This window comes from Prosthecobacter sp. Pr1 (assembly GCF_057652315.1).
The window spans coordinates 136,397-159,410 of sequence record NZ_JBYFBS010000010.1 but is presented as its reverse complement, the minus strand read 5'-3'; the positions used below and the strand labels follow the sequence as shown (position 1 = coordinate 159,410).

The window sequence follows — 23,014 nt, the reverse complement described above, 5'->3', positions numbered from 1 at the left end:
ATATTTTTGCCTCAGTTCTGGAATTGATTCTGCTGATGCCCTTGCCATTCTCCTGCCGCATGTACCTCCGAATCCTTCCCATTCTTGCCGTGCTGGGGCTTGCCCAGTGTAACAAAAGCGCTGCTCCTGTGGCTGTGGCGACAAGCCCGGGCGTGACTCTTGTCACGGAAGGGAGCTCACCGCATTTCCAAGCCGTCGCTTCCAAGCTGGATGTGGGTGGGGCTTCCTTCACGTATGCCGAGGAGGAAAATGTGATGGGACTGATGGGGACCTTTTTTGAGGAGATCTTCAAGAACATGCCCGAGGGGGAAAAGGCCAAGCTGCCGCCAAACTTCTCTTTCAAGAAGATGATGAACATGACCGGGCTGGACTCGATCAAGGCCGGCGGCACGAGCTCGCGCAAGGTGTCTGAGGGCTTGAACCACCACCGCAGCTTTGCCTACACGCCTGAAGGGCGGAAAGGCTTCCTCACCTTGACCGGAGGACCGGCGGAGCCCTTGCTGGCGCCCGCCCTCGCCCCGCAGGACACGGATCTCGCTCTGGAGTTTCCGCTGCATTTGAAGGATCTCGTGGCGGAGGCCTGGCCGGTGATTCTGGAATCCACCCCGAAGGAGCAGCGGGCCATGCTGGAGGCGATGGCCAGCGCCCCGCAGCCGGCGCTGGGCATGTCCTACCGCGAGATGGCGGAAAAGCTCTCCGTGCGTGTGGCCCTCTTTGCCACGATGATGCCTGAGCAGAGCCTGTCCGGGCCGGGAGCCCGCGTGAGCCTGCCGGGGGTGAACGCCGCCATCGTGATCGACAAGCTCGGCTGGATCAAAGACGTGCTGAAAGCGCAGGTGCTGCCCATGCTGCAGTCGCCGGGCTCACCCGTGGAGGTGCAGGAAGTCAATGGCGCCCTGGTGGGCCGCTTTCGCGGGCCGATGGGGCCGCCGCCGATGGATTTTCAGCCGGTCTTCATGCTGGATGCGGCAGGCGACCGCCTGATCATCGCGACACGTCCGGGCTACTATGACACCGTGATGGCGAAGGGCGAAAAGCTCAGCAGCCAGCCAGACTTTGCCCGCGTGTGGAAGGGGATGCCTGCGGAAGGCAACGGCTGCCTGTTTCTCTCCAAGCGTCTGATGACGGCCGTGTTCGATGGCATCAAGGCCGAGGGCACAGCCTCCGTTGCAAAAGCCACCGGCAAGGACAAGGCGAGCAGCGAAATGGCGATGTCTCTGATCAACATGATCGCAATTCATGCCCGCTATCCGCAGGCATTTTTCTTCGCCAATCAGCCGGATGGCATATTGAGCGTGAGCAACAGCAGCATCCCCACGATGAACCCCGGGTCCTTTTCCAGCATCACCACCCTGGCGGTGCTCTCGTCCCTGGCCGTCCCGGTGTTTACCACCATGCAGCAGCGCGGCGCCCAGGTGAAAACGCTCAGCAATGGCCGCCAGGTGCTCATCGCCCTGAAAACACATGCCGCAGGCAACGGCGGCAAATACCCGGAGAAGCTGCAGGAGTTGATCAACTCGGGCGCCCTCACCAAACCGGAACTGCTGACCGTGGCCTCCGGGCCGGGGGCTGAACCCAAGCCCTGGCTCTACGACAGCACTTTGACGCCCCAGTCCCCGGGGATCACCATCGTGCTGGCCGCCCCTGAAGTGACCAAAGGCTCCGGCGGCAAGCAGACACGCGTGGTCATTCGCAACGACGGCCGTGCGGAGGCTCTGCCTGAAGAAGATTTTCAGCGCGTCAAAGACTACTACCTGCGCTGATCTCCACAGGGGAGGGAGCAGGAAAGCGGCTCTCCCTCTCCCCGCCCCAGACACAGGACGGCAACCCATATTTCTCTCCGGGGAGAGGGCCGGGGTGAGGTGACGACAGCCCGCCTTCTCCTGCATGGAATGCCCCTCACCCTTCCCGTTGACTTCGTCTATCTCCGCTTCGCTACGGTTCCCCCAAGAACGTCTTGGGTATTGCCATGTCATCGGTGGGGAGAGGGGATCCGCTTCATGTCCGCGCAAGGTTAAGAGGCTAGAATTATTTCAAATGCTCTATGCGATCACCTTCCTCACCACGTGCCCATGCACGTCGGTGAGGCGGAAGTCGCGGCCTTCAGCTCGGTAGGTGAGGCGTTCGTGATCAATACCCAGCAGGTGCAGCAGCGTTGCATTGAGATCATGCACATGCATGGGATCGCGTGCCACGTTGAAGCAGAAGTCATCCGTTTCGCCGAACTGCAGGCCGGGCTTCACGCCTCCGCCTGCCAGCCACATGGTGAAGCAGCGGCCATGATGATCGCGACCATGGTTGGTGGGTTCCAGCTTGCCCTGGGAGTAGGTGGTGCGGCCAAACTCACCGCCCCAGACGATGAGCGTGTCATCGAGCAGGCCGCGCTGTTTCAGATCGCTGATCAGCGCGGCGCAAGGCTGGTCGATGTCGCCGCATTGGAGGCGCAGATCGCTGGGCAGATTGTAGTGCTGGTCCCAGCCGCGATGGTAGAGCTGAATGAAGCGCACGCCGCTCTCCGCCATGCGGCGCGCGAGCAGGCAGTTCGCGGCAAAGCTGCCTGGTACGCGTGACTGTGGCCCATAGGCTTCAAACGTGGCCGCGCTTTCGTCTTTAAGGCTGATCAAATCCGGCACGCTGGTCTGCATGCGGTAGGCCATTTCATACTGCGTGATGCGCGTCTCGATCTCGGGATCGAGCTGCTGCGTGAGTTGCTTGCGGTTCAGCGCCTGGATGACATCCAGCTCATCACGCCGTGCGGCCGCGCTGATGCCCGGTGGATTGGAGAGATATAAAACGGGATCGCCGCTGCTGCGGAAGCTTACGCCTTGATGATTCGAAGGCAGGAAGCCGGAGCCCCACAGCCGCGCATACAACGGGTCCGCCGGACGCGCGGCGCTGCCACGTGAAATGAGCACCACGAAGGCAGGCAGGCTCGCATTCTCACTGCCGAGCCCATAGCTGGCCCAGGCGCCAAAGCTGGGGCGTCCCGGCTGCTGATGCCCCGTCTGCAGCAGCGTCACGCCGGGATCATGATTGATCGCCTCCGTGTTCATGGAGCGGATGATGCACATCTCATCGGCCACGCGGCCGAGATTGGGCAGCAGCTCGCTCATCCACGCGCCGGACTGGCCGTGCTGCTGAAAGTTGAAGAGCGAGGAAGTGATCGGCTTGCTCTTCTGCCCGCTCGTCATGCCGGTGAGGCGCTGATCTCCCAGCACAGAGGCTGGAAACTCCTGGCCATGCATTTTTTTCAAGCCAGGCTTGTGATCAAACAGATCGAGCTGTGAAGGCCCGCCGTGCATGAAGAGGTAGATCACACGCTTGGCCTTCGGCGCAAAGTGCGGCGCAGCGAAGGCCCGGCCCTCGCCCAGCAGCGAGGCCAGCGCTGCGGTGCCGATGCCTGCGGAGGCACGACCAAAAAGCTGTCGGCGGGTCAAAGCGGGATTCATCGGCGGGTGATGGTTTCGTCGAGGTTGAGCAACGCGTGCAGCGTGAGCGTCCACGCGGCCAGTTCGACGGGATTGAGATCTTTGCCATGGGCGGATGCGCCAGCGGCGATGAGCTTCACTGCTGCTTCGCGGTCGGCAGTAAAATGGGCACGCTGCCTGTTCAGCAAGCCGCTCAGCAGCCGGAGTTCCTCGGCATCCGGTGTGCGGGAGGTGGCACGGCGGAATGCGAGCGAGAGCTTTTCAGACTCGGAACCTGGTTGTGCCAGCACCCACGCAGCGTGGACTCGTGCCGCTTCGATGTAAGTCTCGTCATTGAGCAGCACGAGCGACTGCAACGGCGTGTTGGTGCGGGCGCGGCGCACCGCGCACTTTTCACGCGTGGGACTATCAAAGGTGAGCAGGGCAGGGGGCGGCGACTGGCGTTTCCAAAACGTGTAGAGACTGCGTCGCCACAGTCCCGCGTCCGTGTCGTTCACATAGGTTTCTTCGCCATTGTAGGAGACAGCTTCCCACAATCCGGGTGGCTGGTAAGGCTTCACGCTGGGTCCGCCGATCTTCGGCACCAGCAAGCCTGACACAGCCAGCGCCTGATCCCGCACCATCTCGGCGCTCAGTCGGAAGGACGGGCCGCGTGCCAGCAAACGATTCGAAGGATCACGCGCTGAGAACTGCGAGCTTTGCCGATACGTCGCGCTCATCACGATCAGCTTGAGCATCGCCTTCACATCCCATCCGCTTTGCATGAAGCGCACCGCCAGCCAATCGATCAACTCCGGGTGGCTGGGCGCTTCACCTTGAGATCCGAAATCGTTCACGGTGCGCACGAGTCCTTCGCCAAAGCATTGCATCCAGAGACGATTGACCGCGACACGGGCCGTCAGCGGATTCTCCTTCGAGACAAGCCACTTGGCAAAACCCAGGCGATTGGACGGCGCGTCTGCCGGCCACTTGGGCAATGACGCAGGCACCCCGGGCAGCACCTCTTCAGCAGCATGATCATACTGCCCGCGTGTGAGCAGATGCGTTTTGCGCGGGCTGGGCATCTCCTGCATCACCAGCGTGGTTGGGATGCTTTCGCGCAAGCGGGCTTCGGCCGCTTTGGCTTCGCGCACTCGCTTGTGTGCAGCGAGCGTTTGCGGGTTCGCATGATGCTCGACAAACCAGTCCTGCAACAGCGTTGCGTCTGCGGTGCTCCGCTTCGCCGCTGGTGTGGTGGCGATCCCGCGCAGGCGCTCGCTCCAAAACCATGACTCCGCCTCTTGCGCCGTCACGGGGCGTTGCAGCAGGCGCAGTTCATCGAGCTGGCCGTAGAATCCGAGGTTCGCATCCCGCCTGCCAATGCGCAGAGGCTCGCTACAGGCCGTGGGGCCTTTCAGCGTATCATTCATGGTTTTCGTCGCCACAGGCTGGCCGTCGATGACGACGCGCACGCCCTCAGCGCGACGGGTGCCGTCATGGCTGACTACCAGATGATGCCATTTTTTGGAAGAGGCGGGTTCCTGCGTGACGAGCTCGATGGCATCCGTCCCCCACTTGCTGACCAGATTGATCTGAAAGCGGCCCTTCTGCCAGATCACCTCAAAGCCCCGTCGTCTGCCTTCGGGTTCGATCTTGGAAAAGACACCGCTCAGCGATGTGTCTGCCATGAGCCAGAGGCCGACCGTCCATGCGGCGTCGGTGTCGAAGGCTCCCACCCACTCCGCATGCTGTGTCGCATCATACTTGGCCGATTGCCCCAGGATGCCGTCTTGAAACACATCGCTGGTGCCGAAGTGCTTGGCATCGATCTGGCCATCGAAGGAGAAGTGCGCTTTGAGCTGAGCAGTAGGAGATGGGGGCAGGGATGTCGCCGCCGTTTTTTCCCAATCGGTGATCTGCTGCCGCAAAGCCGCCGTGAAGGGCTGAAACTCCCGCTCTGCTTGCTGCGTGTCTGCGGCGAGGCGTTTGAGTTCCAGCTCTTGCTGTGCTGAGGGCACGCTGAGCACAGGCGGTGGGTTGTCAGCTTTGATCAGCCCGGACTCGGGCACGTTGTTGAAGAAGGCAAAGAGCTGGTAGAACTCACGCTGCGTGATGGGATCGTACTTGTGATCATGGCAGCGCGCGCAGCCGATGGTGAGTCCCAGCCAGGTGGTGCCGGTGGTTTCCAGCCGATCCGCCACATATTCCACCCGGTATTCCTCATCAATGATGCCGCTCTCGTTGTTCGCCATGTGGTTGCGATTGAAGCCTGTGGCGATGCGCTGAGCCGTTGTGGCATGGGGAATCAAATCTCCCGCTAGCTGCTCGATGGTGAATTGATCAAACGGCAGGTTGCGGTTGTAGGCGTCGATCACCCAGTCCCGCCACGGCCACAGGCTGCGCGTCTTGTCGCCAAAGTAGCCGTTCGTGTCCGCATAGCGCGCCGCGTCCAGCCACTCCACCGCCATGCGTTCGCCGAAGTGTTTGGAGGCCAGCAGCCGATCCACAGTGTGCTCATAGGCTTCCGCACTTGGGGCTGCATCCATCTCCTGCAACGTGGGCGGCAGTCCGGTGAGATCAAAGCTGACACGGCGCAGCAGAGTTTCGTGGGAGGCCTCCGGGCTTGGCGTCATGCCATCCTTCTCCAGTCGTGCGAGAACGAAGCGGTCGATTTCATTGCGCGGCCAGTTCGCTTGTTTGACCTCCGGCGATGTTGCACTTGCAGGTGGGATCAAAGACCAGTGCGCCTCGTATTCGGCCCCTTCCGCAATCCAGCGTCGAAGCGTGTTCTTCTCCTCATCGCTGAGCGAGAGCTTCGAATCCGGTGGCGGCATGAGGTCGTCGGCGTCGGACGTGGCGATGCGCTGCATCAGGTCGCTCTCCTGCGGCCTGCCGGGAACGATGGCCGACTTTCCATCACGGGAAGCGATGGCATCTTCGCGCTTATCCAGGCGCAGGTCCCCCTTGCGGCCTTTTTCATCAAAGCCGTGGCAGCGGAAGCACTTGTTGGAAAGGATCGGTCGGATGTCCTGGTTGAAGTCCAGCTTCGTTTCCACCGCCCTGGCCGCGCTCATGCCGCAGAGCAGCATGATGAAACAAGCGGGAAGCATGTGGCGAATGCACATGCTAAATACACGGGCCTCGGCCAGTGTTTTATCAGAGCTCATGGCTCACGCGATCACTTCCTTCACCACATGCCCGTGCACATCCGTGAGGCGGGAATCGCGGCCGGCGTGGCGGAAGGTGAGTTTCCTGAAGCCTCAATCCAGCCAGTTCTCGACACGCAAACCGGGGATATGCTTGAAGTCCGAGAGGTTGCGTGTCAGCAGCATGGCATCATGCGCGAGGCAGATGGAGGCAATCTTGAGGTCCATGGTGCCGGTGCGAGGATGCTCTTTCTGCAATTGATGAAACTTCAGGGCCGCCTCGCGATCAAATGGCAGGATGGCGAACTTGTTCAAAGTTTCGATGCATATGAGTAAACGCGCGTAAGGCTCAAGCTGGTTCAAGCCATTCGATCGGCTCCGAACCAAGGCCATCCAACCCCTCAATGATTCTTCGGCGGCTACAATGCAGGAAAAGACATCAGCATGGTGTTGTTTAATGCGTGCCATCAACTGCTTGCCGAATGCAGTGCCATTGGCGAACTCGGTGAAGTGATTGGCATCAAGCACAACGAACATGTCCTTAGCGGCGCTTGTTCTCCCGCGTCCGCCATGCGGACCCGAGCCGCGCGGCTTTGCGGGAAAGATCGTCATCTTTCATTGCGCCAAATGCTTCGCTCCAATCGGACTTCGCCGCAGGCTTTACTTTTGCCTCCAGGGTCTCCACGCGCTGCTGCAGCTCGGCCAGTTTTTGTTCCAGCATCTTCGTGCTCATGGTTTGAATTTAAAGCACCGGTGAAAACTGACCACTGAAACTTTGCCGTACTTCAAGCGATCACTTCCTTCACCACATGCCCATGCACATCCGTGAGGCGGAAGTCGCGGCCAGCGTGGCGGAAGGTGAGTTTTTCATGATCAAGGCCGAGCTGGTGGAGGATGGTGGCATGCAGATCGTGCATGTGGACTTTGTCCTCCACTGCCATGTGGCCGAGATCGTCGGTGACGCCATGGGCGAAGCCGGATTTGAAGCCGCCGCCGGCGACCCAGACGGTGAAACCGAGCGGGTTGTGGTCGCGCCCCGTGCCGTTTTTCTCGGCGTAGGGCGTGCGGCCAAATTCGCCGCCCCACCAGACGATGGTGTCTTCGAGCAGACCGCGCTGTTTGAGATCGGCGAGCAGTCCGGCGATGGGTTTGTCCACGGCGGCAGCGTGGTCGCCGTGCTTGGGCAGGTTGGAGTGCTGGTCCCAGGCGGGGTTGTTGGAGTTGTCGCCGTAATTGACCTGGATGTAGCGCACGCCCTGCTCGGCCATGCGACGGGCCATGAGGCACTGGCGGCCGAAGTTGTCGGTGGGCTTCTCGTTGATGCCGTAAAGCTTGAGCGTGGCTTCCGACTCATCGCTGATGTCCATGGCGCCAGGCGCTTTGTTTTGCATGCGCCAGGCGAGTTCGTAGCTGCGGATGACCGCGTCGATGTCCGTATCGCCGGGCATCGCGTGGGCGGCCTGTTCGGCATTCAGCGCGCTGAGCAGTCCGAACTGCTTGCGCTGCTGCTCGGGCGTCCAGATGGCATTGGTGATGTTTTTGATGCTGGATTCCTTCGCGGGCTGACCGGAGCGGCCCACGGGCGTGCCTTGGAAAACAGCGGGCAGGAAGGCATTGCCGTAATTGCGCGGGCCACCGTTGCCCAGGCTCGGGCTGATCGTCATGAAGCCGGGCAAATTTTCGTTTTCCGCACCGAGACCGTACATCACCCAGGAGCCCATGCTCGGGCGGATGTTGCTGGTGGTGCCGGTGTGCATGAACAGCGTGGCCGGACCGTGCGCGACGCCCTCCGTGTGCATCCCATGCAGGAAGCAGAGGTCATCCACATGCTGGTTGATGTTCGGGAAGAGATTGGAGGCCCAGCGGCCAGTTTCGCCGTGCTGCTTGAAGTCCCACAGCGGTTTCATCACCCGCTGCAGCGCGCCTTTGCCGGTTTTGGCGATGGCGCGGGAATCCATCACGTCGATGATCTTGCCGTCGTCTTTAAAGAGGCGGGGCTTGTAGTCGTATGAATCCACGTGGCTCACGCCGCCCTGCATGAAGAGGAAGATGACGCGCTTGGCCTTCGGCTGATGGTGCGGCTTTTTGAGAGCAAGCGGATTGGCCAGTGCCGCCTGACTCTGCGCCATGGCCTGCCAAGCTAGGTAGCCGAAGCCACAGCCTGTGGTCTGGAGGAAGTCGCGGCGGGAAGTAAACATGCTGCCTTAACGTCGGCAGGGAGGGGGATTCTTCACGCAGGCACAAAAAAGCGGCACCCGCGAAGGTGCCGCTTCAAGCTTGAGGAATCTCAATTACAGCATCTCTGCCACAAAGGAGCGCTCATCGACGAGTTCCTTGTTGGTGGCGGCGATCTTGGCTTTGGCGAAGTCGTCCATTTCGTAGCTGGTGATGACCTCGTAGGCACCCGGGGTGGTGGTGCGCACGGGCATGCCGGCCCAGACTTCTGGATCGAAGCCGTAGAGGCCGTTGCTCTTCACCGCGATGGAGTGGATCGCACCGGGGGTGACGAGGGAGCGGACGTGATCGACAAGGGCGTTCGCGGCGGAGGCAGCGGAGGAGGCGCCACGGGCGGCGATGATCGCCGCACCACGCTTGCCCACGGTTTCCAGGAAAGGACCTTCCAGCCAGGCCTTGTCATTGATGACGTCGGCGGCGGCTTTGCCACCGATGGTGGCGTGCGCGAAGGACGGGAACATCGTGGGGCTGTGGTTGCCGTAGATGAAGATGTCCTTCACTTCGGTGAGATCCACGCCGGCCTTCTGGGCGAGCTGGGTCTGGGCGCGGTTCTGGTCCAGGCGCACCATGGCGGTGAAACGGTCCGGCGTGAGGCGCTTGGCCTGGGAGGCGGCGATCATGCAGTTCGTGTTGGCCGGATTGCCAACGACGGCCACGCGGGCGTCATCCGCAGCCACTGCGTCGATGATTTTGCCCTGCTCGATGAAGATTTTGCCGTTGTCCTTGAGCAGATCGGCGCGCTCCATGCCCGGGCCGCGGGGCTTGGCACCCACGAGCAAGATCCAGTTGGCGTCTTTGAAACCCACGGCGGGGTCGGAGGTCTGCACGATGCCCTTGAGCAGCGGGAAGGCGCAGTCGTCGAGCTCCATGGCGACGCCAGCGAGGGCGGCCAGAGGCTTTTCAAAAGGAGCTTCAATGAGCTGGAGGATCACCGGCTGATCCGGGCCAAACATGGCACCGGAGGCGATGCGGAAAAGGAGGGCGTAACCGATTTGACCGGCGGCGCCGGTGACTGCGACTTTGATGGGTGCTTTGGCCATGGATGATTGGGGATGGGGGAGTCATCAGAGCAAGATGCGGCGGGAGGGCAACTGCGGGCTGAGATTCATGGCAGAAAATGCTTGGGCGAAAGACGGAGTCCTGTTATAAATTCGATTTTCCCCAACTTTGATGCTCCTGCAGCCCTTCCCGAAACATCCTGAATCCGTGTTGCCAAGCCGCCTGATCGCTCGCGGCGCTGCTGCCTGCCTGATGCTCATTCTGGGTGGAAATGCGGTCATGACAGCCAGTGCGCAGTCAGTTTCGGCCATGGCCCAGGCCGAGACTCGCCGCCGAGCCACTCAAATCAACACGCTGAATGCTGAAATCGAGCGTGGGTACCAGTTGATCGATCAGCAAAAGGCGGCTGAAGCGCTGACCTTGTTTGAGGAAACCTACAAGGCCCTGCCAGATGTTCCCCTTGCCCAGGAGTCACGGCAGGCTGCGCGTAACGGCTACGTGGTGGCAGGCTGCCTGATGGCCCAGGAATACGCGGCCAAAGGTGATCTTGCCGCTGCGGGCAAAGTGCTGGATAAGCTCCTCGCGCCTGATGTGGCGCCGAAAGACGAGCGGGTGCTGTCGCTCAAGAAACGCCTCGCGGATCCAGACCGCTTTCCTCCCTCGCTGACCGCCAAGCACGTGGACAATGTGGGTGCGGTGCAGACGCTGCTGATCAAGGCCAACTCGTTCCTTCAGATCGGTGATCTGGACAAGGCCATCTCGACTTTTCAAGACGTTTTGAGGATTGATCCCACCAACAGTGCCGCACGGCGTGGCATGGAAAGTGTGGAGCGGGAAAAGCAGAAGTATTATAAGAGCGCTTATGACCAGCATCGTGCCAAAATGCTGGGCGAGGTCACCCGGTCATGGGAAGACCCGGTGCCGCTGACTGACGTGGATCGCAGCTCACTGTTTGGGGCCGGTGCGGCTTCCCTCGTCAACCAACTGAGCGGGAGTGACAAAATCACACAAAAACTGCGCACCATCACTTTTCCCAAGGTGGAGTTTGACGGTGCCACACTGGTCGAAGTGGTGGAACTGCTGCGAGTTCGCAGTCGCGACCTGGATCCCGAAGGCAAGGGCATCAGTTTTGTCGTCAGTGTGCCGCCTGAGGCACGCGACAAGCAGGTCAGCCTGAATCTTCTCAATGTGCCCATGGAGGAGCTGCTGCGCTACGTCAGCGAGATGTGCGGAGTCGCCTACAAGGTGGATGAGCACGCCGTGATCTTTGTATCCATCAGCGAGCGCAACAATGCGATCGTCACGCGCTCCTTCCGGGTGCCACCCGATTTTATTCAGAACTCTCCCGGGGGGGACGCGGCTGCCGCTGCGCCGACAGATCCTTTCGCCAAGCAGGCTCCGGCAGGCGGAGGGCTGATCATCCGGCGTCTGGGGGCCAAGGAGTTCCTCGAAGCACGCGGGGTTACTTTCCCTGATGGAACGAGCGCCAACTACAGCGCAGCGAACAACACGCTGACCGTTCGCAACACGATCGGCAACATGGAGACGGTTGAAATGATCGTCGAGCAATCGACGAAGGCCACGCCGAAGATGGCCGTGATTCATGTGCGAATGCTGGAAGTGAACCAGAAAAACCTCGAAGAACTGGGTTTTGACTGGCTCATGGGCGGTGCCGGTCTCAATAATAATGTTTTCGTTGGCGGTGGCAGTTCGGGAAATGGAACACCGACCAATCCAGGCAACTACGCATTCAACACGCCTTACGTCGTCCCTCCTCTTGTTGTGAATGGTAGCGAGGTGTTTCCTGCGATTCCAGTTTCGGGGGCTTTTGCGGGCCCGGTTCCTACGGGCACCAATGCACCTTTCCCCTACGCTGGCGGGCCCCTCACCTCGGGTCTCCGATCGGGCGACTTTGCGACGACTGCTAATTCCCTTGATAAACTGCTTCAGACGGGTTCTACCACGGGTACAAATAACGTGGCGCCTGGTGTTCTGTCAGTTGCGGGAGTGTTTACCAATCCTCAGTTTCAATCCGTGCTGCGCGCACTCTCGCAGAAAAAGGGAATTGATGTCAATGCCTCCCCCAGCGTGACAACTAAGAGTGGTCTCAAAGCGATCGCGGAGGTGACGCAGGAGTTCATTTACCCGACGGAGTTTGATCCGCCCAGACTGCCGCAGGGCGGTGGGCGTATTCAAACAGGAGGTTCTCAGCAGATGATCGCCACGCCGACAACGCCCACGGCCTTTGAAATGAGAAAAACGGGCGTGTTGGTGGAGGTCGAACCCGTGATTTCAGAAGATGGCCGCACCGTGGAACTCACGATCGCGCCAGAAATGACTGTTTTCGAAGGCTTTGTGAATTACGGCTCGCCGATTTATGTGCCTGCAAGCCTCAGCGTTCTGCCCTTCTCGGTGCTGTTGCCTAACGGTGATACCTCTTCGGGCTACGTTCCTCTCAGCGCGCCTGATGAATTGATCACTTCCAACAAAATCCTGCAGCCCGTCTTCAAAGTGCAGAAAGTGACCACGGCGGTGAAGGTGTACGATGGCGCAACGGTGGTGCTGGGTGGGGTCAAGATTGAGAATCGCACCATGGTGGAAGACAAGGTTCCCATTCTGGGAGATCTTCCTTTTGTGGGAAGGCTCTTCAAGAGCAACACCAAACAGACGGACACCAAGAACGTCATCATCTTCGTCACCGTGGAAGTGGTGGACCCCTCCGGCCGCAGGGTCAATCGCGACACTGCTGCCGTGGCGCAGTGAACCTGCCTCAGGTGAGGTTTGAGGCGGCGGCTTCGGCCGCTGCGATCTGACCGGCCAGTGCGAAATCCAGCCCGGTCAATCCCCCTGCGCTGTGGGTGCTCAGTCGCACGGTGACTTTGCGCCAGCCGACCAGCAGGTCCGGATGGTGGTTCATCTTTTCGGCAAAAACCGCGACTCGCCGGACGAATTCGATGCCTTCGAGGTAACTCGCAAACCGGAACTCTTTCACCAGTTCCGTGCCTTCCACCTGCCAGCCGGGAAGGGCAGCCACCTGCTGCTGGACGGCGGATTCGCTCAAAAGCTCCGGTTTCATGGGCGACAGTATCCGGCGGCAGGTCAATGGCATCAAGCATCGGAATTGCTTTCTTCCCGCCGCTGCATTAAATACTCCGCCCCCCCGCCAAGCCAACTGAATGTCCATCTCCCGCACCCGCAATTTCTCCATCATCGCCCATATCGACCATGGGAAGACCACGCTCTCTGATCGTCTGCTGGAGTTCACGCAAACCATCACCGTCCGGCAGCAGCAGGATCAGCTGCTTGATTCGATGGATCTGGAGCGCGAACGCGGCATCACCATCAAGGCGCACCCGGTGTGCATGAACTACAAGGCCAAGGACGGGCAGATGTACAAGCTCAACCTGCTCGACACCCCCGGACACGTCGATTTCAGCTACGAGGTCAGCCGTTCGCTCGCCGCTTGTGAGGGCGCGTTGCTGCTGGTGGATGCTTCACAGGGTGTCGAAGCGCAGACGGTCGCGAATTTGAACCTGGCCCTGCAGCAGAACCTGCATGTCGTCCCCATCATCAACAAAATCGACCTTCCGAGCGCCGACGTCGAAAAGGTGAAGCGCCAGCTTGAGGACATCCTGCAGCTCTCTTCCGACGAGGCCGTGCCTGCCAGTGCGAAGATGGGCATTGGCATTGAGGACATTTTGGAGGCCATCGTCGCCTTCATCCCGCCGCCGACAGATCCAGGCGACGGCTACCTGCGGGCTTCAGTGTTCGATTCGATCTTCGATCCCTATCGCGGGGTTGTCAGTTATGTCCGCGTCATGTCCGGTACCATCATCCGTGGTCAAAAGGTGCGCCTGATGGCCTCAGGCAACGACTCCGAAATCAAGGACGTCGGCATCTTCCGGCCCAAGATGACGAGTTGTGAAAAGCTGGAGGCTGGCGATGTCGGCTACATCATCGCCAACGTCAAAACGACCGCTGACGTGAAGATTGGCGACACGCTCACCGAGAGCCGCAAACCCGCCCCTGAGCCACTGCCCGGCTTCAAGGAGATCCACCCCCTCGTCTTCAGCGGCATCTATCCCGTCAGCACCGACGACTTCGAGGCGCTGAAGCTCGCCGTTGGCAAGCTCCAGATCAATGACGCCGCCTTCACCTTCATGGCGGAAAGCTCCGCCGCTCTCGGCTTCGGCTTCCGCTGCGGCTTCCTCGGCCTGCTGCACATGGAGATCGTCCAGGAGCGCCTGCGCCGTGAGTTCGACATGGATGTCATCTCCACCTATCCGTCTGTCATTTATGATGTGAGGAAGACCGACGGCACCGAGCTCAAGGTGGACAATCCCACCTTCCTGCCGTCGCAGGCGGAGATCGACGAGATCCGTGAGCCGATCGTGAAGGTGAACATCATGATCCCGAACGAGAACATCGGAGACATCATGCAGCTCGTCATGGACAAGCGCGGCGTGGTGAACAACACCGAAACCCTCGACGACCGTCGCGTGCTTCTGCACACCGTCCTGCCACTGAACGAGATCCTCGTGGACTTCAACGACAAGCTCAAGTCCATGACCCGTGGTTACGGCAGCATGGAGTATGAACACGCGGGCACCCAGCCGGCGGAACTCGTCAAGATGGACATCCTCATCGCCAGCGAGCCTGTGGATGCCTTCTCCTGCATTGTTCACCGCAGCAAGGCCGAAAGCCGTGGCCGCCAGCTCTGCGCCAAGCTCAAGGAAGTCATTCCCCAGCAGCTCTTCGTTGTCGCTATTCAGGCCGCCATCGGTGGCAAGATCATCGCCCGTGAGAGCATCAGCGCCATGCGCAAAGACGTGACCGCCAAGTGTTACGGCGGTGACATTTCCCGTAAGCGCAAGCTGCTCGACAAGCAGAAGGAAGGTAAGAAGAAGATGAAAGCCATCGGCCGGGTGAACATCCCGCAGGAGGCCTTCATTGAAGTCTTGAAGACGAACTGATTGGTTCGAAACATGCGGAACTAAAGATATTTACGATATTGAATAGGTGAAAAGCTTGGTTATCAGTATCTGCTTGTGATTAGACGATCGCATCGTTAAACATCCATAGCTACCCGATCCACTGTCAGGCGCGTCTTTATCTGATGATGTCGGTGTCGTCTTTTTAAGATTCAAATGATGTCATGACCAGGCTCTTCATATGGATTTATGCCCTGCTGTTTGTACTGCCTGTGCAGGCAGGTATGCTCTCTGGCACTTATGCCGTTGGACCTGGGGGGGATTATGCCAGCATCGGTGAGGCTCTCAGCGCCATTCAAACCAACGGGCTTTCAGGGCCGATGGTGCTGGAGTTGCAGGCCAGCTACGTGAGCACGGGTGAGACCTTCCCGCTTGTCTTCACCAATCTCGGCACCACCGCCACAAACACGCTGACCCTTCGTCCGCAGGCCGGCGCTGCAGCGCTCTCCATCTCCAGCGCGGATACCACGGCGGCCACGGTGGATCTGAATGGCGCGCAGTTTGTGACGATTGACGGACGGCCCGGTGGCGTGGGGACGGTGAAACAGCTCACCATCGCCAACACCAGCACATCCGGCGTGGCTCTGCGCTTCATCAACGAGGCTGGCGGAAACGTCATCCAATACATCACGCTCCGCGGCGTGAACACCAGCGCCACCAGCGGCACGGTCCTCTTCAGCACCACCACGGGTGCGAATGGCAACGACAACAACACATTGGACCATTGTGACATCTGCGACGGCGCGACCACTCCCACCAACGGCCTCTACGCGCTCGGCTCCACCGGCACCGCAGCGCAGAACAACAACGGCAACACCGTCTCCAACTGCAATATCTTCAATTTCTATGCCGCCACCGCCGTAGATGCAGCGGGCGTGCGTCTCGATGGCGGAAGCACTGGCTGGACCCTCACCGGCAACAGCTTCTACCAGACCGCCAGCCGTGCGGCCGTAGGGGCCAATGTCCGGGCCATTTACCTCAGCTACGTTAACGCCGGCCTCAATGATGCGTCAGTCAACAATTTCGTCGTGAGTGGGAACTTTATCGGCGGCAGCGCGCCGAACGCCGGTGGCACGCCTTGGACCACGACCGGCACTGCGGCTGCATATCAGTTTCAGGGCATTCGGCTGTTTGTCGGCTCCAGCACGTCGAGCAGCGTGCAGGGAAATACCATCCAGAATTTCGTCTGGACCAGTTCTTATCCCTCGATCTCATACCCCGGCGTGTGGTGCGGAATTTTTGTGGTGGGAGGTACCGTGAATGTGGGCACCGTGATGGGAAACACCATCGGCAGTGGCACTGGTACGGGGTCGGTGTCTGTGACGAACGCAGGAAGTGGCGGCACCATTTTCGGCATCGCCTCAGATCAGTCGTACACCATCAGCATCTCCAACAACACCATTGGCTCCATGACGGTGAACAGCACCGCCAGCAATGTGGGCACCTCGCTCGTTGGCATCTATGCCCTCAACGGCACGCCAACCATCCGCAACAACGTCGTGGGCAGCCTCACCACGGCGGCCAGCCTCAGCGCCGCCACTTCTTCCACTTACGGGCAGCACGTCACCGGCATCTTGTGTTCCACTGACGGTGCCGTTATCGCGGACAACACCGTGGCCGGTCTCAACAACAACTCCATTGGTGCTGGATATACGATCGGCGTCCAAACCTACTCTGGAGCCAATACCATCACCGGGAATGTGGTGTGCCACTTTTCCACGACAAGCCAAAGCACCGACACCACCACCTTGCAGTCAGTGTGCGGCATCATGATTGACACTGGCACTCTAGGACAAATTGTATCGCAAAATGTCGTGCATTCGCTGGCGAACACGGCAGCTTCGGCCGCAGTGTGTGTGACCGGAATTTACTACGATGGCAACGCCAACGGCGGCATGATCTCACGGAATCTGGTGCACAGCCTCGCGGTCTCATCCACGAGTGCATCGTCGCAGTTGAATGGGATGTCTTTCTTTGATGGAGCTTTCACCGCGCAGAACAATTGGGTGCGCGTCGGTCTTGATTCGAGCGGGGCCGCAACGGCGGGAGCATCCGTCGTGCGCGGCATCTATGACAATGGCACGACTGCGGGCCGAAACTTTTACCACAACTCGGTCTATGCCGGCGGTACCCAGACCTCCGGCACTGCCAGCACCTTTGCTTTCGATGGCGCCACTGGCGTGACGAATGCCCGCGTCTATCAGAACAACATCTTCGCCAATAAGCGCAGCAACAACGGCGGCACCGGCGGGCACTACGCCGTCCGCTACGGTGGCATGGTCGCCAACTCCACCGGCCTGAAGGCTGGTGGCAATATCTTCCTCGCCACGGGTGCGGGCGGCATGCTTGGCCAGTTCAACGGCGCTGACAGCGCCACCCTCGTCCTATGGCAGTCCGCGACCGGGCAGGATTGTGCAAGCGTCATGCTGGACCCGCTCTTCATCAATCCCACTGGCGATGCCGCTTCGGTGAATCTGCACCTGCAGGCCAGCAATCCAGCGGAAGGGGGCGGCACCCCGCTCATCGACGCCCTGACCCAAGCCTCTGCCAGCGTCACTGATGATTTCGATGGTCAGACACGCAGCACGCTCACACCCGCTGATATCGGCGCGGACGCCGGAACCTTCACCTCATCAAGCGGCGACATCTACTCACCTGGCATCAGCTATCCACTGCTCAGCAGCGCTTCTTCCGCCAACCGTGTTCTCAACGGCTGGGCCATTATTCAGGACAACAGCGGTGCTGTTTCTGGCGGTGCGAATGCCCCGCGCCTATACTTCAAAAAAAGCACGGATGCAGATGCGTTTGGTGTGTCCAACGACGCCAGCGGCAATGGTTGGAAGTACGTCACGGCCACCAACAGCACCAGTCCCTTCAGCTTCAGCATCGATTATTCCCTCATCACGGGGGGCGGCGTCACAGCGGGTGATACGGTGCAGTATTTCGTCGTGGCGCAAGACACTGCGAACAACCTCGGCTCCGGCCCAGCGGCAGCAGCTGCCTCGGCAAATCCGCAGGTCCAAAACCTCAGTGCCAAACCCGGCGCTGGAGTGAATTCTTTCAGCATCGTTCCCGCCCTCGGCGGTACGAAGACCGTGGGCAGTGGCGGCGATTATTCCAGCCTCAGCGGTGCAGGCGGACTCTTTGCCGCGATCAATGGCGGCGTGCTCACCGGCAATCTCATCGTCAAACTGACGAGTGACGTCACCGAGGACGGCAGTATGGCTTTGAACCCATGGCTGGAAGAAGGCGCAGGTGGCTACACCCTGACCCTGCAGCCAGACAGCGCGACGATGCGGACCATCTCAGGCAATGTGAACGCAGCGCTCATCAAGCTCAACGGAGCCGATGGCATGACAATCGATGGAAGTTTCGGGGGCAGCGGGCGCTACCTGACCTTTAGCAACCTGAGTGCCGGCACCTCGGCCAGCACGCTGCTTTTTATCAATGACGCCAGCAGCAACACCGTGCGCAATTGCGTCGTGGAAGGTGCCAGCACCAGCACCACGCTCGGCGTCATCAGTTTCGGCGCTGGCACGGTCACGGGCAATGACAACAACATCATCACCGGCTGCCAGGTGCGCGACCTGAGCACTGCCACTGGTGTGCCGAACACGCTGATTGGCTCCTCCGGCAGCTCCGCCGCTGCCAACTCGGGCAACACCCTTTCGAACAATGACCTGTTCAATTTCAACCTGCAGGGCATCCGCTTTTCCTCATCGGGGAACGGCCCTTGGGCGATCTCCGGCAACGACATCCACGAAGTGAAGCCAGCAACCAGCAACAACGCTGGCATTTCCATCCTGGGCGGTGGCACTTACACCATCACTGGCAACTTCATCCACGATCTGCTGACCACGTCAGCTCAGAGCAAAGGCATCAGTTTGACCGGCCTCACGGGTGCCACGATCACACACAACCGCATCACCGCTCTCACGGTGAATTCGGCCACGACATCCATCCATGGCATCTACGCACTCAGCAGCCCCCAGGGGGTGCTCAATGTAGTGAACAATCAGATCACGCTCTTTCCTGCGGCTCCGACGAGCGCTAACCTGTATGGACTCTATTGCGACACGACCGGCGTCCTCAGCAATTTTTACTTTGCCTACTGCTACTACAACAGCGTCGTCATCGGTGGGAGCGAAAGCGGCGTGCGCAGTTCGTGGGCGGCTTCATACCTGGGCGCGTACTCGGGCATCCTCCGCAACAACGTGTTCCTGAATCTCCGTTCCGGACTCGCTGGCAGTCTCAACCTCAAGCCTAATATTTACGCCGCCATCAGCAACAATATCTATGCCGGCACCGGGACAACTGCGGCCAATTTCATGGCCCTCAACGGCCAGCCCATGAGCTTTGCCACCTGGCAGAGTTACGGCGCAGATCAAAACTCGCAGGGCGGCATCGCCGGCAGCGGCAGCTTCACCTCGGCCATGTTTGCGGATGCTGCGAGTGGTGACCTGCACTTGGTCCCCGGCGGTGATTCTTTGGTCAATACCACCGGCATTCCTGTTTCCGGAGTTACGGATGACTATGATGGCGAACTGCGAAATACTGCCACGCCCAGCATTGGTTCGGATGAATTCCCACAGCCCGACATCGTCATCACTCAAGCCAGCGTCCTCAAGGATGGGACAGGCGCGGTGGATTTTGGCAGCGTGACGCTCGGCGGCAGCAGCGCAAAGACCTTCACCATTACCAACACAGGCCTGGCGGATCTCACCGGCCTGACCATCACCAGCAGTGGCAGCGATTTTGTCGCCAGTGCTTTAAGTGGCACGACTGTCCCCGTCGGCGGCAGCAGCGTGACTTTTACAGTGACCTTCACACCCGGTGCCGGTGGCATCAAGAGCGGGGGCCTTCGCATCAGCAGCAATGTGAGCGGTGCGAGGAACCCGTTTGATATTTACCTGAGCGGAACGGGGCTGGCTGTCGTCGAGACCTGGCGGCAGCAGTACTTCGGCATCACCACCAACACCGGAAACGCGGCGGACAGCTTCGACTTTGACAAGGACGGGCTGCCCAATCTCATCGAATGGGCCTGCAATCTCAACCCGACCACCGCCAGCCCTCCGCCTGCCGGCGCGGTGCGCAATGGTGCGAACCTTGAGTTCACCTACACTCGCAGCGTGACGGCGCTGAATGCCGGTGCCGTCTTCACCGTGGAGTGGAGCGATACACTGGCCAATGACTGGCAGAGCACGGGAGTCAGCGAAGCCATCCTGTCCGACAACGGCAGCGTGCAGCAGGTAAAGGCGACGCTGCCCGCCGGCAGCGCCGGACACCGCTTCATGCATCTGAAGGTGACGGCTCCGCCTTGAGCTTCCGTATTGGACCTGGAAGGCTTGCATCGCGGCGGGAAATCTGAGACCATTCTGTTGCTGTGACTCTCTCCAACCTCAGTCCCGCAGACCAGCAGCGGCTCGATGAGCTTTACGAGCGGCTGCGGGCGTGCAGCGCCCGCAATGTCGGATATCCGACGAACCAGGCATTTGATTACTCGGAGCTGTTCCGCTTTCTGCAATTCAGCATCAATAACGTGGGGGATCCCTTCCACCGCACGAACTACCGTCTCAACACGATGGAGTTTGAGCGCGAGGTGCTGACGGACTTCGCCCGCTTCACACGTGCTCCTGAGGGTGAATGGTGGGGCTACGTGACCAGCGGCGGCACGGAGGGAAACATGTACGGCCTTTATGTGGCGCGTGAGCTATTCCCCGAGGGCATCTGCTACTTCAGCGAGGACACGCACTACAGCGTGGCCAAGGTCCTGCGCCTCCAGCACACGCGCAACATCATGATCAAGAGCCAGCCGGATGGTCAGATGGACTACGCCGACCTGCGGGAAACGCTGCGCATTCACCGTGATGTGCCGCCAATCCTTTTTGCCAACATCGGCACCACGATGAAGGGAGCAGTGGATGATCTGGCCAAGATCCGGGCCATCCTGGACGATCTCGCTATCCCCAATGCCTACATCCATGCCGATGCGGCGCTCAGCGGCATGATTCTGCCCTTTGTGGACAACCCGCAGCCATGGAACTTCGCCGATGGTGCGGACAGCATTTCCATCAGCGGCCACAAGATGCTCGGCTCTCCGGTGCCCTGCGGCGTGGTGATCGCCCGGAAGGCGCATGTGGACCGAATCGCCCGCTCAATCGAGTACATCGGCGCGCTGGACACGACCATTGCTGGCTCCCGCAGTGCGTTTTCTCCGCTGCTGCTCTGGCACCGTCTGCGCACGCTTGGAGACGCCGGATTGCGGAATATGGTACAAGCTTGCCTGGCGAATGCCGAATATGCCGTGCAGCAATTGTGCGCCCATGGCATCGAATCCTGGCGGCACCCGAATTCCGTCACCGTCGTGTTTCCCAAGCCGCCGCCTTCCATGATGGAGAAGTGGATCATCGCACCGCGCAAAAACATCGGCCACCTGATCGTCATGCCGCATGTGACCCGTGACATCATTGACGATTTTGTCAGCGATTTCGCCGCTGCACTGCAACCCGAGAAACAGAACCCGTCGCCATGAAACAGCTCACCGTCCTTGTGCCCAATGAGCTCGGCATCGCTGCCAGACTCACCACCTGCCTGGCCGAACGAGGCATCAACATCGAGGAGATCGATGTCGAGAGCGTGGCGGACCACGGCATCGTCGTGCTCAGTGTGGACCGTTATGACGAGGCCCTGCGGGCGCTCAGCGATCACGGTTTCCGCGTCATCACCCAGGACACGTTGCTGGTGAGGCTGGAGGACAAGCCGGGGGCGCTGGCCGCCGTGGCCCTGCGGTTGAGGGATGCTGGACTGGACCTGCGTTCCATGCACATCCTGCGTCGCGAGGCATCCAGCACCACTGCCAGCCTCGTTTGTTCAGACAATGCCTTGGCTGCCGAGGTTCTGCGAGACGTGCTGGTGGTGGAGCCCCGGAGCTGAATCAATTCCGGTTTGGGTCGATCACAGCACTTGAGCATTGCCTGCCCCCTTCTAGTATTCATACCCGCCCCCATGTTTTTCCTCACCCCCCGCTACCTCAAGCATGCCAAGCTCCTGCACAAGGGCGTGACGCGCTTCATCAACTACAAGCGTGACATCCTGCCGCCGGCCAAGCTGGAGGAGATCACGGTTTTGCGCAGCAATTTGGAGGACGCCATGCGCGCCAAGGACAAGGCGCGCATCAGCGCCTTGAACGACGAGATCAACAAGGCCTGTGAAAAAGCGCTGCCACACGTGGAGCATTCGGACATCGGCGAAAATGTGGAGGTGTTCTTTGTCGCCATTGTCATCGCGCTGGGCATCCGCAGCTACATCGCGCAGCCGTTCAAGATTCCCACCGGCTCCATGCAGCCGACTCTTTATGGTCTGGTCGCGAATCATACGGAGCAGGACGTGACGCCGAATCTTTTTGTGCGGTGCAAGGACTGGGTGGCTGGTCGCAGCTACTACAATGTCCTGGCCACTCGTTCAGGTTTCCTGCGTAAAGACGGGCCTCCTCTGACGGAGCACAGCTACCTCGGCTTTTTCGCGCACTGCCGCCTGCATTTTGAAGATGGCGGCACGCAGTGGATCTGGGCGCCCATGCGGCAGCTGGCCACCGATCCGGATGGCTTTAATCTGGGCATGCAGCGTTACCTGAATCTTCCTGTGCGCGCAGATGGTCAGAACATCACCCCGGATGCGCGGGTGGAGCAAAAGCTCGGGGAATCAGGCGGGACCTATGTCACCGAAGGGCAGCTGCTGGCGCGTGGCACTCTGGACACCGGGGACCACGTGCTGGTGAACAAATTCGCCTACAACTTCCGCCGCCCCACTCGCGGCGAGGTGTTCGTCTTCACCACCAAGAACATTCGCAGCCCTTACATGCGGGTGAGCGTTGAAGAAGGCTCGCAGCATTACATCAAGCGGCTCGTGGGTGTGCCCGGAGACCGGCTCGAAGTCAAATCACCCGTGCTGTGGGTAAATGGCAAGCCCGCAGAGGAGTTTGGCATGAAGCGCGTGGGGGCCATGGAGGGCCTGTACAAAGGCTACGGCAACTTCGGCTTCCTCTCAGACGGCACCGTGCGCGAGTTGATCAATCGTGACAACACTCGCGAATACTGGGCCATGGGCGACAACAGCTACAACAGTTCCGACAGCCGCTACTGGGGCTCCGTGCCAGAGCGCAATCTCGTCGGGCCAGGATTGTTCTGCTACTTCCCGCTGGGACGTAACTGGGGCCTGATCCGGTAGTCGTGTTGAT

At 60.1% G+C, this 23,014-nt stretch carries 14 protein-coding genes; 7 read left to right on the top strand and 7 right to left on the bottom strand.

The genetic code is table 11. The annotated features are described in order from the left end of the window. Positions 1-59: 59 nt before the first annotated feature. The gene (locus AC24GY_RS17325) at positions 60-1,763 is read left to right on the top strand and encodes a hypothetical protein (RefSeq protein ID WP_487685671.1); all 1,704 of its coding nucleotides are present in this window, start codon (positions 60-62) and stop codon (positions 1,761-1,763) included. Positions 1,764-2,042: 279 nt separating this feature from the next. Here the strand turns inward: AC24GY_RS17325 and AC24GY_RS17320 are convergent, their stop codons facing one another. The 6 genes from AC24GY_RS17320 to AC24GY_RS17295 all read right to left on the bottom strand — a co-directional run bounded on the left by AC24GY_RS17320 (position 2,043) and on the right by AC24GY_RS17295 (position 9,828). After that, on the bottom strand, positions 2,043-3,449 hold the full coding sequence (locus AC24GY_RS17320) for a DUF1501 domain-containing protein (protein WP_487685669.1): 1,407 nt from the start codon (positions 3,447-3,449) through the stop codon (positions 2,043-2,045). Further along, positions 3,446-6,574: a DUF1553 domain-containing protein gene (locus AC24GY_RS17315; protein ID WP_487685666.1), complete on the bottom strand. Its 3,129-nt coding sequence runs from the start codon at positions 6,572-6,574 to the stop codon at positions 3,446-3,448. Before AC24GY_RS17315 ends, AC24GY_RS17320 begins: the two co-directional genes overlap by 4 nt. 93 nt (positions 6,575-6,667) lie before the next feature. Next, complete coding sequence (locus tag AC24GY_RS17310) at positions 6,668-7,090, bottom strand: type II toxin-antitoxin system VapC family toxin (protein WP_487685663.1); 423 nt, start codon at positions 7,088-7,090, stop codon at positions 6,668-6,670. Positions 7,091-7,094: 4 nt separating this feature from the next. Then, the gene (locus AC24GY_RS17305; RefSeq protein WP_487685660.1) at positions 7,095-7,286 is read right to left on the bottom strand and encodes a hypothetical protein; all 192 of its coding nucleotides are present in this window, start codon (positions 7,284-7,286) and stop codon (positions 7,095-7,097) included. A 52-nt stretch (positions 7,287-7,338) separates the two neighbouring features. After that, the gene (locus AC24GY_RS17300) at positions 7,339-8,751 is read right to left on the bottom strand and encodes a DUF1501 domain-containing protein (protein ID WP_487685657.1); all 1,413 of its coding nucleotides are present in this window, start codon (positions 8,749-8,751) and stop codon (positions 7,339-7,341) included. 93 nt (positions 8,752-8,844) lie between these two features. Continuing rightward, positions 8,845-9,828 (bottom strand): malate dehydrogenase, encoded by a 984-nt coding sequence (locus AC24GY_RS17295; RefSeq protein WP_422320731.1) that lies wholly within the window; start codon positions 9,826-9,828, stop codon positions 8,845-8,847. A gap of 130 nt (positions 9,829-9,958) precedes the next feature. Here AC24GY_RS17295 and AC24GY_RS17290 point away from each other — a divergent pair, with 130 nt between their 5' ends. Next, a complete protein-coding gene (locus tag AC24GY_RS17290) occupies positions 9,959-12,550 on the top strand; it encodes an Amuc_1098 family type IV pilus outer membrane protein (RefSeq protein ID WP_487685654.1) in 2,592 nt (863 codons plus the stop codon). A gap of 7 nt (positions 12,551-12,557) precedes the next feature. Here the strand turns inward: AC24GY_RS17290 and AC24GY_RS17285 are convergent, their stop codons facing one another. Beyond that, positions 12,558-12,863: a 4a-hydroxytetrahydrobiopterin dehydratase gene (locus AC24GY_RS17285; protein ID WP_487685651.1), complete on the bottom strand. Its 306-nt coding sequence runs from the start codon at positions 12,861-12,863 to the stop codon at positions 12,558-12,560. 100 nt (positions 12,864-12,963) lie between these two features. Here AC24GY_RS17285 and lepA point away from each other — a divergent pair, with 100 nt between their 5' ends. The 5 genes from lepA to lepB all read left to right on the top strand — a co-directional run bounded on the left by lepA (position 12,964) and on the right by lepB (position 23,004). Continuing rightward, entirely contained in the window at positions 12,964-14,760 is a 1,797-nt protein-coding gene (gene lepA / locus AC24GY_RS17280; protein WP_487685648.1) for a translation elongation factor 4, read from the top strand. Positions 14,761-14,942: 182 nt separating this feature from the next. Beyond that, the gene (locus tag AC24GY_RS17275) at positions 14,943-20,099 is read left to right on the top strand and encodes a beta strand repeat-containing protein (protein ID WP_487685645.1); all 5,157 of its coding nucleotides are present in this window, start codon (positions 14,943-14,945) and stop codon (positions 20,097-20,099) included. Positions 20,100-20,161: 62 nt separating this feature from the next. Then, positions 20,162-21,310 carry a histidine decarboxylase gene (locus tag AC24GY_RS17270; protein ID WP_487685642.1) on the top strand — a complete coding sequence of 383 codons (1,149 nt, stop codon included), beginning with the start codon at positions 20,162-20,164 and terminating at the stop codon, positions 21,308-21,310. Next, positions 21,307-21,711: an ACT domain-containing protein gene (locus tag AC24GY_RS17265; RefSeq protein ID WP_487685639.1), complete on the top strand. Its 405-nt coding sequence runs from the start codon at positions 21,307-21,309 to the stop codon at positions 21,709-21,711. Before AC24GY_RS17270 ends, AC24GY_RS17265 begins: the two co-directional genes overlap by 4 nt. Positions 21,712-21,783: 72 nt before the next feature. Beyond that, positions 21,784-23,004: a signal peptidase I gene (gene lepB, locus AC24GY_RS17260; protein ID WP_487685636.1), complete on the top strand. Its 1,221-nt coding sequence runs from the start codon at positions 21,784-21,786 to the stop codon at positions 23,002-23,004. Positions 23,005-23,014: the final 10 nt, after the last annotated feature.

Excerpts from the sequence above, each read along its gene's own strand:
- AC24GY_RS17265 (WP_487685639.1), top strand. The coding sequence starts at position 21,307 with ATGAAACAGCTCACCGTCCTTGTGCCCAATGAGCTCGGCATCGCTGCC.
- lepA (WP_487685648.1), top strand. The coding sequence starts at position 12,964 with ATGTCCATCTCCCGCACCCGCAATTTCTCCATCATCGCCCATATCGAC.
- lepB (WP_487685636.1), top strand. The coding sequence starts at position 21,784 with ATGTTTTTCCTCACCCCCCGCTACCTCAAGCATGCCAAGCTCCTGCAC.
- AC24GY_RS17315 (WP_487685666.1), bottom strand. The coding sequence starts at position 6,574 with ATGAGCTCTGATAAAACACTGGCCGAGGCCCGTGTATTTAGCATGTGC.
- AC24GY_RS17325 (WP_487685671.1), top strand. The coding sequence starts at position 60 with ATGTACCTCCGAATCCTTCCCATTCTTGCCGTGCTGGGGCTTGCCCAG.
- AC24GY_RS17300 (WP_487685657.1), bottom strand. The coding sequence starts at position 8,751 with ATGTTTACTTCCCGCCGCGACTTCCTCCAGACCACAGGCTGTGGCTTC.
- AC24GY_RS17275 (WP_487685645.1), top strand. The coding sequence starts at position 14,943 with ATGACCAGGCTCTTCATATGGATTTATGCCCTGCTGTTTGTACTGCCT.
- AC24GY_RS17295 (WP_422320731.1), bottom strand. The coding sequence starts at position 9,828 with ATGGCCAAAGCACCCATCAAAGTCGCAGTCACCGGCGCCGCCGGTCAA.
- AC24GY_RS17310 (WP_487685663.1), bottom strand. The coding sequence starts at position 7,090 with ATGTTCGTTGTGCTTGATGCCAATCACTTCACCGAGTTCGCCAATGGC.
- AC24GY_RS17320 (WP_487685669.1), bottom strand. The coding sequence starts at position 3,449 with ATGAATCCCGCTTTGACCCGCCGACAGCTTTTTGGTCGTGCCTCCGCA.
- AC24GY_RS17290 (WP_487685654.1), top strand. The coding sequence starts at position 9,959 with ATGCTCCTGCAGCCCTTCCCGAAACATCCTGAATCCGTGTTGCCAAGC.
- AC24GY_RS17305 (WP_487685660.1), bottom strand. The coding sequence starts at position 7,286 with ATGAGCACGAAGATGCTGGAACAAAAACTGGCCGAGCTGCAGCAGCGC.
- AC24GY_RS17285 (WP_487685651.1), bottom strand. The coding sequence starts at position 12,863 with ATGAAACCGGAGCTTTTGAGCGAATCCGCCGTCCAGCAGCAGGTGGCT.